The 14398-nt window shown below is 63.4% G+C and carries 12 protein-coding genes; 4 read left to right on the plus strand and 8 right to left on the minus strand.

Annotated elements, in window-relative coordinates:
• Window positions 1-6 precede the first annotated feature (6 nt).
• Together nosP and nahK are read left to right on the plus strand one after the other, a co-directional pair.
• Window positions 7-1170 (plus strand): nitric oxide-sensing protein NosP, encoded by a 1164-nt coding sequence (gene nosP / locus B0E42_RS23735; RefSeq protein ID WP_077507816.1) that lies wholly within the window; start codon window positions 7-9, stop codon window positions 1168-1170.
• Entirely contained in the window at window positions 1100-3742 is a 2643-nt protein-coding gene (nahK, locus tag B0E42_RS23740) for a hybrid sensor histidine kinase/response regulator NahK/ErcS' (protein WP_077507819.1), read from the plus strand. Before nosP ends, nahK begins: the two co-directional genes overlap by 71 nt.
• A 151-nt stretch (window positions 3743-3893) precedes the next feature.
• On the opposite strand, the gene B0E42_RS23745 is transcribed toward nahK, so the two are convergent.
• The 6 genes from B0E42_RS23745 to B0E42_RS23770 form a co-directional block, all read right to left on the minus strand.
• Window positions 3894-4559, minus strand: a complete 666-nt coding sequence (locus B0E42_RS23745) for a response regulator transcription factor (RefSeq protein ID WP_053179947.1) — start codon at window positions 4557-4559, stop codon at window positions 3894-3896.
• A gap of 59 nt (window positions 4560-4618) precedes the next feature.
• Window positions 4619-5152, minus strand: a complete 534-nt coding sequence (locus tag B0E42_RS23750) for a PQQ-dependent catabolism-associated CXXCW motif protein (protein ID WP_077507822.1) — start codon at window positions 5150-5152, stop codon at window positions 4619-4621.
• Window positions 5153-5406: 254 nt separating this feature from the next.
• Entirely contained in the window at window positions 5407-6201 is a 795-nt protein-coding gene (locus B0E42_RS23755) for an ABC transporter permease (RefSeq protein ID WP_077507825.1), read from the minus strand.
• A complete protein-coding gene (locus tag B0E42_RS23760) occupies window positions 6198-6929 on the minus strand; it encodes an ABC transporter ATP-binding protein (protein WP_077507828.1) in 732 nt (243 codons plus the stop codon). Before B0E42_RS23760 ends, B0E42_RS23755 begins: the two co-directional genes overlap by 4 nt.
• Window positions 6926-7933 (minus strand): YVTN family beta-propeller repeat protein, encoded by a 1008-nt coding sequence (locus tag B0E42_RS23765; protein WP_053179746.1) that lies wholly within the window; start codon window positions 7931-7933, stop codon window positions 6926-6928. The genes B0E42_RS23760 and B0E42_RS23765 overlap by 4 nt, the downstream gene beginning before the upstream one ends.
• Window positions 7934-7959: 26 nt before the next feature.
• Window positions 7960-9126 (minus strand): ABC transporter substrate-binding protein, encoded by a 1167-nt coding sequence (locus B0E42_RS23770; protein WP_018604049.1) that lies wholly within the window; start codon window positions 9124-9126, stop codon window positions 7960-7962.
• A 410-nt stretch (window positions 9127-9536) separates the two neighbouring features.
• On the opposite strand from B0E42_RS23770, the gene B0E42_RS23780 reads away from it, so the two are divergent.
• Window positions 9537-10790 carry an ATP-binding protein gene (locus tag B0E42_RS23780; RefSeq protein ID WP_077507831.1) on the plus strand — a complete coding sequence of 418 codons (1254 nt, stop codon included), beginning with the start codon at window positions 9537-9539 and terminating at the stop codon, window positions 10788-10790.
• Window positions 10790-11428 carry a response regulator transcription factor gene (locus tag B0E42_RS23785; protein ID WP_018604052.1) on the plus strand — a complete coding sequence of 213 codons (639 nt, stop codon included), beginning with the start codon at window positions 10790-10792 and terminating at the stop codon, window positions 11426-11428. The genes B0E42_RS23780 and B0E42_RS23785 overlap by 1 nt, the downstream gene beginning before the upstream one ends.
• 175 nt (window positions 11429-11603) lie before the next feature.
• On the opposite strand, the gene B0E42_RS23790 is transcribed toward B0E42_RS23785, so the two are convergent.
• Both B0E42_RS23790 and exaA read right to left on the minus strand, forming a co-directional pair.
• Window positions 11604-12248: a pentapeptide repeat-containing protein gene (locus B0E42_RS23790; RefSeq protein WP_077507833.1), complete on the minus strand. Its 645-nt coding sequence runs from the start codon at window positions 12246-12248 to the stop codon at window positions 11604-11606.
• Window positions 12249-12384: 136 nt separating this feature from the next.
• The gene (gene exaA, locus B0E42_RS23795; RefSeq protein ID WP_033062536.1) at window positions 12385-14250 is read right to left on the minus strand and encodes a quinoprotein ethanol dehydrogenase; all 1866 of its coding nucleotides are present in this window, start codon (window positions 14248-14250) and stop codon (window positions 12385-12387) included.
• Window positions 14251-14398: the final 148 nt, after the last annotated feature.

A 14398-nucleotide genomic window follows, 5' to 3' on the forward strand; every position in this document is an offset into this window, starting at 1 on the left:
GCGAAGATGCAGCAGGCCCAGAGCGAAGGTGTGGTGAGCGCCATGTCCCAGGCGACGGACGTCCAGCAGGTGGCCCAGGCGTTGGCGCGGCAGTTGTTGCACCCGCACCTGGGCTTCGTGCTGTTTTTCTGTTCCGCCGAATACGACCTGCCGGCCCTGGGCCAGGCGCTGTCCCAGAGTTTCGGCGGGATTCGCCTGGTGGGCTGTACCAGTGCCGGTGAAATCACCGCGCAAGGTTATGGTCGCAACTGTGTGACGGCGGTGGGGTTCGATCACCGGCACTTTTCCATCGCCGCCGAACTGATCGGCGAAATGGAGCACTTCAGCCTGATCGACGCCCAGCAAATGGTCGAGCGTCTGGCGAGCGGCTGTCGCAGCAACGCCTTGGCGCCGATCAAGGGCCACAGTTTCGCCTTGACCCTGCTCGATGGCCTGTCCAGCCGCGAGGAAATGGTCCTGGCGGCCTTGAGCGCTGCGCTGGGGGATATCCCGCATTTCGGCGGGTCGGCCGGCGATGACAACTACCTGACCCACACCCACGTGTATTTCGAAGGCCAGTTCCACTGTGGCGCGGCGGTGGTGGTGTTGATCAACACCTGGCTGGAATTCGAAGTCTTCACCACCCATCACATCCTGCCCCGGGAGGAGAAACTGGTGGTGACCGGCGCCGACAGCGCTTCGCGACGGGTCTACGAGCTCAACGCCGAACCTGCCGCCGAAGAATACGCCCGGCACATCGGCGTGCCGGTGAGCGCCCTCGACTACCGGGTCTTCGCCGCCCATCCACTGGCGGTGCGCATCAACGACCAGTACTACGTGCGGGCGATCCAGCAGGTGCATTCGGACCTGAGCCTGAGTTTCTACTGTGCGGTGGAGAACGGCATCGTTCTCACGGCCATGACCCCCGGGCCCTTGCTGCACAACCTGCAAACGCTGTTTGACGGTTTGCAGGCACGCCTCGGTGACCTGTTGCTGACCATCGGCTGCGATTGCTTCCTCAGGCGCCTGGAGCTGGAAGATCGCGGCGGCCTGGAGCAGATCGGCCAGTTCCTGCGCGAAAAACGGGTGATGGGGTTCAACACCTATGGAGAACAGTTCAATGGCATGCACATCAACCAGACGTTCACCGGAGTTGCCATTGCCCGACATCGCGTCCCCGGCCATCGCTGAGCTGCAGGCCCAGCTCGCTGCCCTGCAGCATGAAAACCGCAAGTTGCGGCGCATCAATGAGGCGCTGATCGAGCGGGTGGAGTCCGGCGTCACCCGGGGCAACGACCCGTATGCGGCGTTCCAGCACTCGGTGGTGCTGGCCGAGCAGGTGCGCGAGCGCACTGATGCGCTGAACCAGGCCATGGCTGAACTCAAGGCCGGCAATCACTTGCTGGGCGAGGCGCGGCTGCGGGCGGAAACCGCCCACCGGCACCTGATCGACGCCATCGAAAGCATCTCCGATGCGTTTGTGCTGTTCGACGAGCAGCAACGCATTGTCCTGTTCAACAGCCGCTTCAAGGCCTTCTGGGCCAACAGCCGGGTGCGCATCAGCGCCGGCATGCGTCTTTCCGAGGTCAAGCGCTTGATGACCGCCAACGGGCTGTTCAGCGAAGAGCCCCGGGGCCAGGCCGATGAGCACGTGCTGTATCGCTTGCAGAACGGGCGCTGGTTGCAAGTCAGCGAGCGGCCGACCCAGGAGGGCGGCCGGGTCATCCTGTTCACCGATATCACCGACGTCAAGCTCAGTGAAACCGTGCGCCGCGAGCAGGCCATCGCGCAGAAATCCCACCTGTTGCAGCGGGCGGTGGACAACCTGTCCCAGGGTGTGGCGATGGTCAACGCCCAAGGCGTGCTGGAGCTGTGGAACCGACGCTTCCTCGAACTCAGTGGCCTGGCACCGGTAGCGGCCCACCGGCCGTTCAATGAAGTGATTGCCGACAGTGAGTTGCAACTGCTGACCCCAGCCAGTCGCGACAGCAACGGCCGGCTGATCCACGAATCCGAGCAGCGCCTGTCGGATGGCCGGGTCCTGGAGATCCGTACACATCCATTGCCCACGGGTGGCTACGTCAACACCTTCACCGACATCACCGAACGCTACCAGCACGCCGAGGCGCTGAGCGAAAGCGAACGCTGGATTCGCCTGATCACCGACCATGTGCCAGCGCTGATCGCCTACCTCAACGCCGACCTGGTCTATGAATTCACCAACAAGGTCTACGAGCAGTGGTACTGCTGGCCCCGTGGCGTGATGCTCGGCCAGAGCCTGCGCGAAGCCCATAGCGAGCAGCATTACCAGCGCCTGGAAGCCTACGTGGCGCGGGCGTTGGCGGGTGAGAGCGTCACCTTCGAATTCGCCGAGACCAACATCAACAGCCAGGAACGCTACATGCTGCGCTCCTATGTACCCAACCGCTTGGCCAACGGCGAAGTGGTGGGGATTTTCGTGCTGATCCGCGACATCACCGAACGCCGGCGCACCGCCGAAGCGCTGCACCAGGCCTACCAGAACCTGGAACAGCGGGTCCAGGAACGCACCGCCGAACTCACCACGCTCAACGACCAATTGCTGCGCGAAATCGACGAGCGCAGCCGGGTGGAGTTGCGCCTGCGGGAGGCCAAGCGCGAGGCCGAGCAGGCCAACCTGTCGAAGACCAAGTTTCTCGCAGCGGTCAGCCATGATCTGCTGCAACCGCTCAACGCCGCCCGGCTGTTCACCAGTGCCTTGCTCGAGCGCCGCGAGCCGGTTGCCAACGCGCAACTGGTGCGCAACGTCAGCCATTCGCTGCAGGACGTGGAGAACCTGTTGGGCACCCTGGTGGACATCTCCAAGCTGGACGCGGGGGTGATCAAGGCCGATGTCGCGCCGTTCGCCCTCAGCGAGCTGCTCGACAACCTGGCCGCCGAATACGCCCAGATCGCCCGCAGCGAAGGGCTGGCGCTGCACTTTGTCGGTTGTTCGGTGCTGGTGCGCAGCGACATGCAACTGCTCGCTCGGATCTTGCGCAACCTGCTGAGCAACGCCATTCGCTACACCCCCAGCGGCCGGGTGGTGCTGGGTTGTCGGCGGCACCGCCAGCGCGTGTCGATCCAGGTCTTGGACAGCGGCATCGGCATTGCCGAGAACCGCCTGGAGGAAATATTCCAGGAGTTCAAACGCGGCGACGTGCAGCGGCCGAACCAGGACCGTGGGTTGGGCCTGGGCCTGGCGATTGTCGAGAAAATCGCCGGGATCCTCGGGCACCGGATCCAGGTGCGCTCCTGGCCGGGCAAGGGCTCGATGTTCTCTATCGACGTGCCGCTGAGCGCCACCGCGCCCAAGCCGTTGCCGTGCCTGGACATGAGCGAGCCGATGCTCGAACGCCTGCGTGGGGCGCGGGTCTGGGTGCTGGATAACGATGCGGCGATCTGCGCTGGCATGCGTACGTTGCTGGAGGGCTGGGGTTGCCAGGTAGTGACGGCGTTGTCGGAGCAAGACCTGGCCCGCCAGGTGGACAACTACCACGCCGAGGCCGACTTGTTGATCGCCGATTATCACCTGGACAACGATCAGAACGGCGTCGATGCGGTGGCCCGGATCAACGCCCGCCGGGCCTCACCGATCCCGGCCATGATGATCACCGCCAACTACAGCAACGAGCTCAAGCAGCAGATCCGCGAACGCGGGCACACCCTGATGCACAAGCCGGTGCGGCCGATGAAGCTGAAGATTGCGATGAGTCATCTGCTAGGCCAGACCCAGGGGCATTAAGTCGAACGCTGTTGTGGCGAGGGGATTTATCCCCGCTGGGGCGCGAAGCGGCCCTAAGACCAGACAACTCGGTATGCCAGATAGATCCAGGGGGCTGCTTCGCAGCCCAGCGGGGATAAATCCCCTCGCCACAGGGATTTGTGCCGGTTGATCAACGCCGCAAATAAGCCCCGAAATCAATATCCCCGGCACTGAGGATCGCCTGTACCCGGTTGTGCACGTTGAGTTTGCGCAGGATCGCCGAGACGTGGGCCTTGACCGTGGTTTCGGCGATGTCCAGGGTGTAGGCGATCTGTTTGTTCGACTCGCCCTTGGTCATGCGTTCGAGTACCAGCAGTTGCTTGCGGGTCAAGGCCTGGAGCATTTCCGGCGGGAAACTCGGGTTTTCATTGAGGCGCCGGCCCATCGGGCTTTTTTGCGTGCGAATGATGTCGGGCGGCAGGTACACGTTGCCGTTGAGGATTTGTTCGATGGCGTCGGTCATCTGCGAGCGTGGCGAGGATTTGGTGATGAAACCCACCGCACCATAGGTGATGGCTTGCAGCACCACCTGCTTGTCCTGCTCGGCGGAGACAATCACCACGGGGATGGTCGGTGCCTCGTTGCGCAGGTTGATCAGGCCATTGAGCCCGTGCATGCCGGGCATGTTCAGGTCCAGCAGGATCAGGTCCAGGTCGTCGTGCTCGGCGGTCAAGGCCAGGGCACTGTCCAGGTCGGCGGTCTCCATGACCTCGCTGCCAGGAAAACCGTCGCTGATGACGTTGTGGATGGCTTCGCGAAACAGTGGGTGATCGTCGGCTATCAGGATTTTATACATGGCCATTCACCTCGTTATTGTCGTGTGGGGCAGGGCAGTTGCACGCACTTCTTGCAAGATCAGGGAAAGGGTTCGGGCCGGGCCGCTTGCAGGGGCAGGTTGGCCGCCTCCCAGGCATCGAGGCCATCGCGATACCAGTACACATGGTTATAGCCCATGGCGGCGGCGCGTTTTACCGCGTTCCAGCTCAGCCAGCAATCGGCGCGGCAATAAAAGACCAACGGCGAATCCAACCGCCCGCCGGTGGCCGTGCGCAGGTGATGGCTGAAGTAGTCCTGCCAGGTCGGATCGAGGTCGCCGTCACCGGTATTGGCCAGCCATAGGCTGCCAGGAAGGTTGGCGTGGGATTCGTTGTCGATGAAACGCCCCTGGAGCCACGGCCGACGATAAACGTCGATCAGCACCGGAGGCTGGGCTTGACCAAGCAGACGTTGCAGGGCCTGGGTGTCGAGGGTCTGGGCGCCGTCGACGGTGGCGGGCGTCGGGCTGCGGTATTGGGCGATGCGATAACCCTGCGCTGAAAACAGCGTGGTATCGGCCTGCGCGACATTCAGCGCCAGGCCCAGCAAGAGGATCGCCAGTAAACGGGGCATAGGATTTATCCTTTTTGTTATGCGCCCATTACATGCCAGGGTCGAGGTCTTGTGAATGCGACCATAGACAGGAAAACCAGTACTAAAGTAGTAATTTGAGTGCTAAAGACCCGCGCGAAATGGAGAACATGCACCGAACCCTGTGGGAGCAAAGCTTGCTCGCGATAATGGTGTGCCAGTCGGCATCAATTCTGGATGAGCCGCCGCCATCGCGAGCAAGCTTTGCTCCCACAGATTGTCTGTGCAATGAGGCGTTAGCTGCCGGCCTTGCGTAACGCCGCATGCTGCGGATTGAACGTCCACACCGCCAGCAGCGCAAACACCAGGGTCAACCCCACGCACACCGTCATCGCCAGCAGGTTGAACTGCTCGTACAGCGCAAAACGCACCAACTCCACGCCATGGGTGAACGGGCTGACCGCGCAGAGCCAGTACAGCCAAGGGCTGGCTTCCTGCATTTTCCACAGTGGGTACAGCGCTGAAGACAGAAAGAACATCGGGAAAATCACGAAATTCATCACCCCGGCGAAGTTCTCCAGTTGCCGGATGGCATTGGACAGCAGCAAGCCCAGGGCGCTGAGCATCAGGGCCACCAGCAACAGGGCCGGCAGGGCCAGCAGCAGGCCCATGGCCGGTGGCTGGATGCCGTACAGCCAGGCGATGGCGAGAAAGGCATAGACCTGCAACAGCGAGATCAACGACGTCGCCAACAACTTGCTCGCCAGCAGGAACGCCCGGGGCAGGGGACTGGTGAGCAACACGCGCATGCTGCCCATCTCCCGGTCGTAGACCATCGACAGCGAGCCCTGCATACCGTTGAACAACAGGATCATGCAGGCCAGCCCGGGCACGATGTACACCTCGTAGGGAATGTAGGTGTCGTAGGGCGCGATGATCGCGATGCCCAATGCCGCGCGAAAACCGGCGGCGAACACCAGCAGCCACAGCAGGGGCCGTACCAGAGCGCTGAGCAGTCGTGTGCGTTGCAACACGAAGCGCAGCCATTCGCGCGTCACGATGCCGCTGAAACATTGCCAGTACGCATTCATGGCCGGACCCCCGAGGCGGTCAAGTGGGTGAAGGCCGAGCCGAGGCTGCCGCCGTGTTCCAGGCTCACCGCGTCGGCCTGTCCGCTGGCGACCAGGCGGCCCTGGTGCACGATCAACAGGTCGTCGCTGGGCTGGACTTCATCGAGCAAGTGAGTGGTCCAGAGCACGCTGATGCCTTGCTCGCTGCACAGTTGCCGGATGTGCAGGCCCAGGGCGAGTCGGCTGGCCGGATCAAGGCCGACGCTGGGTTCGTCGAGCAGCAATAGGCGTGGTTCGTGGAGGAGCGCGCGGGCGATCTCAACCCGGCGTCGATGGCCACCGTTGAGGTCGCGCACCCGTTCATGGCGGCGCTCGGTCAGGTGCTGGCGGGTCAGTTCGGCGTCGATGCGGGCGCTGCCCTGGCGCCGCGAAAATCCGTGCAACGCCAGGTGATAGCGCAGGTTCTGTTCAATGCTCAGGTCCAGGTCCAGGGTGCTCTGTTGGAACACCACGCCCAACTGGCGCAGGGCCGGTCTTGGTGATTTCTGCAGGGAATGACCACCGATGCGGATCTCGCCACGTTGCAGGTCGTACAGGCGCGTGAGCAGAGCGATCAGCGTCGACTTGCCAGCGCCGTTGGGTCCCAGCAGCGCGGCGAAACGTCCGGCCGGCAAGCTGAAACTCATCTGCTTGAGGGCTTCGCGGGCGCCATAGGCAAAGCTCAAGTCGCTGACCTCCAGGGCGTTCATGGCGTGACCACCACGCCCCAAGGGTAGCGCCCGACTTTCACCGACTTCAGGACCTTACGGCTCTCTACATCGATCACTGAGACATCGCCGCTGACGCCGTTGGTCGCCAGCAGCTGTTTCTGGTCCGGGGTGAACGCCAGTTGCCAGACCCGCCGGCCCACCAGCAGGTAATCCAGTACTTCGAAGGTGTTGGCGTCGATCACCGCCACATGGTTGGCCGGGCCCAGGGCGACGAACGCCAGCTTGCCGTCGGCGCTGAGCTTGATGCCCACCGGTTGGACCTTGTCTGGATGCACGCCCTTGATCTGGAACGTCAGGGTCTTGAGGATCTTGCGCGTCGCCACGTCGAGCACGGTCAACGTGCCGCCGATCTCCGCCGAGGCCCAGAGCTGCGTACCGTCGCGATTGAACTCGACGAAACGTGGCCGCTGGTCCACCAGGGTGTTGTCGGCCAGGGTCTGGGTGCTGGTGTCGATCCAGTGCAGCATGTTCGTGGTTTCACTGGTGTTGACCGCCCACTTGCCGTCGGGGCTGACGGCCATGCCTTCGGGCTCGACACCCACGCCGATCTGGCCCAGTACTTCGGACGTTTGGGTGTCGATCACCGTGACCAGGGCATCGTCTTCGTTGGACACGTAGAGCCAGCGGTCGTTGGGGTGCAGGGCGAACTGCTCGGGGTCCTTGCCGGAGGGCAGTTCCTTGATGATCTTGCGGGTGGCGACGTCCATCACCTGGACCCGGTCCGAGTCGCTGGCGCAGATGTACAGCAGGCGATTGTCGTGGGACAGCAGCAGGCCCCGGGGGCGCTGGCCGACCGGCAGGGTCTCGATGACTTCCAGGCTCTGCATGTCGATCAGGCTCAGGCTGTTGTCCTTCTCGTTGGAGACCCAGGCGATGCTGGCGGCGGCGCAGGGGCCAGCGGCGAGCAATGCCGCGCCCAGGGCGAGGGCTTTGCATAACCGGGTCGGGCAGAGCCGGGCCGGGTGAATCAGGGAGCGGCGCATGGCGGTTTCCTTATTGTTGTTATCGATCAGGGGTAACGGCAGCTCACTTCGGGCTGGTCGTAACCCAGGCTGTCCATTTCATTGGAAGGGTGCAGAAAACCGTCCTGGGGTGAGGTGCTCACCAGTGCCCGTGGCTGGACCAGCGCAATGGGTTGGCGCAACTGGCCGTTCCAGAGCCGGTAGCTGAGCTTGCGACCCTTGAAACCGTCCAGGGGCAACTGGTCGCTGAGGGCCAGTTGGCGAATGGCGAGTGGGTCGTCCTGACGCAATTTGCTCACGGCGCTGGCGATGCTGCGCACGGCGATCCAGGCGGCGAAATCGCGGTCGTTCATCCAGCGTCCGGCCAGGGCTTCAAAGCGTTTTTGCAGTTGCGCTGCGCCGTAGGTTTCCACGGTCTTGTGCCAGCCGGTGGGGGTCAGCCCTTGGGTGCCGGCTACCGGGCGTGGGTACCAGGTCTGGTAGGGCAGGTATTCACCGAAATCACCGCGCTCGTCGGCCACCAGCACCACGTCGTACTCGGCGGTCTGGGTGAACAGCGGCATGTCGGCCTGGGCGCTGCGGCGCTGGTCGTTGTCGAACTGCCAGGTCTTCTCGGCGACGATCTTCATGCCGAAGCGTTTCATGGCCCGGCGTAATGCGGCGGCGTAGGCCTGGTCCTCGGGCGTCTGGCCGACGATCAGCAACGCCCGCTGCCATTTGCGCACGACGCTGAACTGCACCAGGGCATCGGCGAGCATGGCGCGGTCGGGCAGGCTGTGCAGCACGTTGCCCAGGCAATCGGTGGTGCGCAGGCTGTCGTCGGGGCTGCCGGCGTTGAACAGCAGGCTGTCGGGCAGGGCGGCGCTGAGTTGGCGCAGGCTGGCGGCTGGTGCGTTGACCACGAACAACCGCAAGCCCTGGTCGTGTTGGGCCCGGGCGGCCTGGAGCAGCGCTTCGGGCGTGTCGACGCTGGCGCTTTCCAGGCGGTAGTCATGCTTGAGGAAACGCCCGGTGCTGTTGCTGTCGACGATCGCCAGTTCAGCGCCGCGCAACCCGGCATCGGCCGGTTCGGCAATGACGTTGGACAGCAACGGGCCCGGATCGGGACGGTAACCCAGGTAGCCGATGCGCACTTGCAGCGGCGTGGCATCGCCCGCGTGAGCGGTTGCCGCTGCCAGCAGAGAAACCAGGGCGTAACTGACGAGCCGGCGCATGACATCCTCCATTGCAGGTAGCGCCAGCATAGAAAGCCCAGGGGCATGGGGAAATATGCAGAAAGTACCGCCGGTGCAGTACCAAGGTAGTAACTCACCTTGGCGGCTGGGGTTTTAGCATGCAAGGCATCGTCATTGACCAGGAGGGGACAGACCATGCGGATTCTCAAAGCGCTGCTGCTGCCGTTTCTGCTGATCCTGAGTTTAGTTGGCGTTGATCGGTTACCTGGCAAGCACAAAACCAGCAAACACCCACAACCCCATGTGGGAGCGGGCTTGCTCGCGAAGGCGGCAGTACTGTCGATACCTATGCAAGCTGACCCACCGCTTTCGCGAGCAAGCCCGCTCCCACAAGGGATCTGTGGCGTGCATACAAACTGCGAGCTCGTTCCGGAAATGGGTCACTAAACATGTCAGCCCTCTGGCGCATCAACCTCTGGGTTTGTGCTTTTTTCGCCCTGGTCACCCTGGCCTGTGCGGTCCTGTTGTTGCACCAGGCCACGGCCGATGTGAAACGCGAGCTGCAATCGGCCGAGTCGGTGGTGCATTACCTGCGCGAAACCGCCGAGCGTGATCCGGCCAGTCTCCAGCCGCGATTGACCGGCAGCCTGCGGCATGTGCGGGTCCGTTGGCTGGCCCCTGGACAACTGTTCCCGGCGGATGAAGCCGGGATGAAGGCCTGGCTCGGCCGCCGGTTACTCGATGACGGCCCTGCGGCTCAGGTGGTGGATTTGCCGGACGGTCGGCGGGCCTGGATTGCCGTCGACCCTCGCGATGAAATCGATGAGATTCTCGATTCCTTGGTGCAACTGTTGTACGTCTGCGCCCTGGCGCTGTCGCTCAGCCTGTTGGTGATTCGCTGGGGGGTACGCCAGGGCATGCGTTTGCTCGATGAGTTGCTGGATGCATTGCGTCAGGTGTCAGCCGGGAACCTGCAGGTGCGCCTGGGCACTGAGGGTGTCCCGGAGGCGCAGCAGTTGGCGGGGCATTTCAATCGCATGACCGCCGCCCTGGCCGAGGCCCAGGCCGATAACGCCCGGCTTACCCAGGCCTTGTTGGCCGTGCAGGAACAGGAGCGCACCCAACTGGCCCAGGCCCTGCACGACGATCTGGGCCAATACGTGGCCGGCATTCGTGCCCGCGCCTGCCTGCTGCGGTTGGTGATGGATCAACCGCCGGCGCTGGAGCAGACCGTCAGCCAGCTCGAAGAGCATTGCGAGCATTTGCAATTGGGTTTCCGGGCACTGGTGCATGACTTGTACCCAGTGGTGTTGCAGCACCTGCCGTTGTGCGAGGCCATCAGGCTGTTGGCCGGGCAATGGCAGGCCAGCCAGGGCATCACCTGTCAGGTGTGGATCGACAAAACGCTGCCGCCCTTGTCCGGTCCGGACAAGACTCACTTGTATCGTTTGTTGCAGGAAGCGTTGACCAACGTCGCCCGGCATGCCGGCGCCACGCAGGTGCGGATTCGCCTGCAACACCGCGCCGGGCGCCTGCGGTTGCTGGTGCGCGACAACGGTTGCGGAGCGACGCAACCATCGCGCGCCGGTGTTGGCTTGCACTCGATGTCCGAGCGGGCGCGCAGCCTGGGCGGTGAGCTGCGCATCATCAGCCAGCCTGGCGCCGGTTGGGCGCTGGCCTTGAATATTGCCCTGGAGGCGTGATGAACATTTTATTGGTGGACGACCATGCGGTGGTTCGGCAGGGCTATGCCAGCCTTTTGCGGGTGTTGATGCCGGACTTGCAGGTCCGCGAAGCAGCCACCGGTGAGGAGGCGTTGAGCCAGGTGCAGGAGCAGGTGCCGCATCTGGTGATCATGGACTTCGGCCTGCCCGGTATCAGTGGCTTGGAAACCACCCGCCGCCTACGCCAGCGCCTGCCGCAACTGCGGGTGTTGTTCTTCAGCATGCACGATGAATTGCCCTTGGTGCGCCAGGCCTTGGACGCTGGCGCTGCGGGCTACCTGACCAAGAATTCGGCACCCCAGGTGCTGGTGGACGCGGTGCGGCGAGTGCTGGCCGGGCATGTCTACATCGAGCAATCCCTGGCCACGCAACTGGCCTGCACCAGCTCGCGCCAGGATGTCGACCCGCGCCTGCAATGCATGACCCAACGGGAGCTGGAGATCTTCGTCATGCTCGCCAAGGGCACACCCGCCCGTACCATTGCCGAACAGCTGTGCATCAGCGCCAAGACCGTGTCCAACCACCTGACGCTGCTCAAGAGCAAGTTGCAGGTCAGTTCCCATGCCGAGCTGGTGCACTTGGGGATCGACATGGGGGTGGTGCGGGTGGCGGGGTGAAAATTCTCATTCCCAGGCGATGACGATCCACTGTGGCGAGGGGATTTATCCCCGCTGGGGCGCGAAGCGGCCCCCTAGATCTATTTCGCATACCGAGTTGTCTGGTTTTAGGGCCGCTTCGCAGCCCAGCGGGGATAAATCCCCTCGCCACAGGGGTTTGTGTGATCCAGGGCCTTCACTGATCCCAGGACGTTGGGCACCCGGTACAGCCTTGCATATTCGCATCCTGGAAATTCCCGTAATGCTGGCGAGAACCGCTCAGGTTGGCCTGTTCCAGGTTGCTTTCGCCGAGCTTGGCTTCCTGCAGGTTGGCGTCGCGCAGGTCGGCGCCCTTGAGGTCGGCCTTGCTCAGCCAGGCCATTTCCAGGTCTGCCGCCTGCAGGTTGGCCTCGTGCAAGCGGGCGCCGGACAAGCGGGCAAATTGCAGGTAGGCCGCCGTCAAGTCGGCACGCTGGAATTGCGCGCCCTGGGCGAACAGGCCCCAACCCTGGATCGCCTTGAGCGTGGCGCCGCTGAAGTCTGCCAGGCGCAGGTTGCTTTGTTGCAGGCTGGCACGGGTCAGGTTGGCGCCCTGTAGCTGGGCTTTCTCAAGGTTGGCCAGGTCCAGCCGCGCGTGCCGCAGATCAGCATCGCGCAGATCGGCCCCGCTGAGGTTCATTTTGCGCAGGTCCTGGTTGGCCAGTTTCGCACCGCGCAGGTTGGCGCCGGGGCATTGGCTGGATTCGGCGATGAGGCAGCCGTTGATTGTCAGAGGGGTGTCAGCGTCGTCGGCATGGGCAACGGCGCCGATGAACAGAAGCAGCAATAGCAATAGTTTCATGGCATGAACTCGGGCAATTGTGGGAGCGGGCTTGCTCGCGAAGACGTTGGCACAGTCAAAATCCATATCAACTGAACCACCGCTTTCGCGAGCAAGCCCGCTCCCACAGGGGATTGTGGTGTGGGTCAGGTTCAGGCTATTTCTGCGCCGTTGCCTTATCCCAACTCGGAATCTTGAACACCCAGAACGAACCACCCTGGGCCACCGGCTTGGTCAGTTCGGCCATGTCGCCGCCCCACAACGGCACGGCGCCGCCGTAGCCGACGGTCACGCCGATGAATTGCTCGCCGTCCTGCTCCCACGTGATGGGCGGGGAGACGATGCCGCTGCCGGTCTGGAATTTCCACAGCTCCTTGCCGGTCTTGGCGTCGAAGGCCTTGAAGAAGCCGTCGCCGGTGCCGGTGAACACCAGGTTGCCCTTGGTCGCCAGCACGCCGGCCCACAGCGGCAGCGGCTCCTTGTGCTCCCAGACCACCTTGCCGGTGGTGGGGTTCATCGCCCGCAGGCTGCCGACGTGATCGTCGTACATGCGCTTGATGCGAAAGCCCATGCCCAGGTAGGCCGAGCCTTTCTTGTAGTTCACTTCCTCGGTCCAGTATTCCTCTTTCCACTGGTTGCCGGGGACGTAGAACAGGCCGGTGTCCTGGCTGTAGGCCATGGGGTTCCAGTTCTTGCCGCCGAGGAAGGGTGGCGAGACTTCCACCGGTTTGCCCTTGGTTTCACCGGGCAATGGCTTGGCCGGCCGCTGGCCGGGGTTTTCCACCGGGCGACCGGTCTTGAGGTCGATGTGGCTGGCCCAGGTGATGTTGTCGACGAAGGGGAAGGCGTTCTGCAGCTTGCCGTTGTTGCGGTCCACCACGTAGAAGAAACCGTTGCGGTCGGCGTGGGCGGTGGCTTTGACCACCTTGCCGTCCTTGTCCTTGTAGTCGAACAGCACCAGCTCGTTGTTGCCGGAGAAGTCCCAGGCGTCGTTGGGCGTGTGTTGGTAGAACCATTTCACTTCGCCAGTGCTTGGGTCGACGCCGACCTGGCCGGAGGTGTAGAGGCTGTCGTAATCGTGAGGGTTGCCGTCCTTGGACGTGCGCGCCCAGGTGTTCCACGGGCCGGGGTTGCCCGCGCCGACGATGATGGTGTTGGTCTCGGGATCGAAACTGGCGCTCTGCCAAGGTGCGCCGCCGCCGTGGCTCCAGGCTTCGACCTTGCCGGTTTCAGTGGTCTTGTCGTCAGGCCAGGAGGGTGCCTTGACGTCGCCGGTCGGGGTGCTGTCCTTGCCGTTGAGGCGGCCCATGTGGCCTTCGACAAACGGGCGCATCCAGACTTCTTCGCCGGTGTCCGGGTCGCGGGCGAACAGTTGCCCGACCACACCGAACTCGTCGCCGGAACTGCCATGGATCAACAGGACCTTGCCGCTGGTCTTGTCCTTGATCAGCACCGGGGCGCCGGTCATGGTGTAGCCGCCGGCGTGGTCGCCGAACTTCTTGTTCCACACCACCTTGCCGGTGTTTTTATCCAGGGCGACGACTCGCGCGTCAAGGGTGCCGAAGTAAATCTTGTCGCCGTAGATGGCCGCGCCGCGGTTGACCACGTCGCAGCACGGGCGAATGTTGTCCGGCAGCCGGTGGTTGTAGGTCCACAGGCGCTTGCCGGTCTTGGCGTCGAGAGCGAACACCCGCGAGTACGAGCCGGTGACGTACACCACGCCGTCGCTGACGATGGCCTGGGACTCCTGGCCACGCTGCTTCTCGTCGCCGAATGAGTAGGACCAAGCCGGGGTCAGCTTGAACACGTTCTTGTCGTTGACCTGGGCCAGCGGGCTCCAGCGCTGGGCGTTGGTGCCCATGCCGTATTGCAGCACGTCCTGGGTGGTCAGGTGGTCGTTGGCGATGTCTTCCCAACTGACGCCTGGGGCTGCGGCGCGGGCCAAGGGGCTCAGCGACAGACTGCTGGCGAGCAGCAAGGCAACGGTCAGGGAGGAGAGGGCGGGTAGCGTTTTTATTCTCATGGTGGCAGTTCCCAGTGAAAGGTTTTGGCCTGACTAGGGTGAGTCGCGCCAAGGCCTGGCCGATACGGAAAAAGTCCCGCCCTTGCCGGGAAGACTTCCCGAACCGCCTGTCTTTACGACCTGCGTCGGATGGCCTGCTACCAAGGAA

This window comes from Pseudomonas sp. A25(2017), assembly GCF_002001065.1.
GTDB classification, from domain to species: domain Bacteria; phylum Pseudomonadota; class Gammaproteobacteria; order Pseudomonadales; family Pseudomonadaceae; genus Aquipseudomonas; species Aquipseudomonas kilonensis.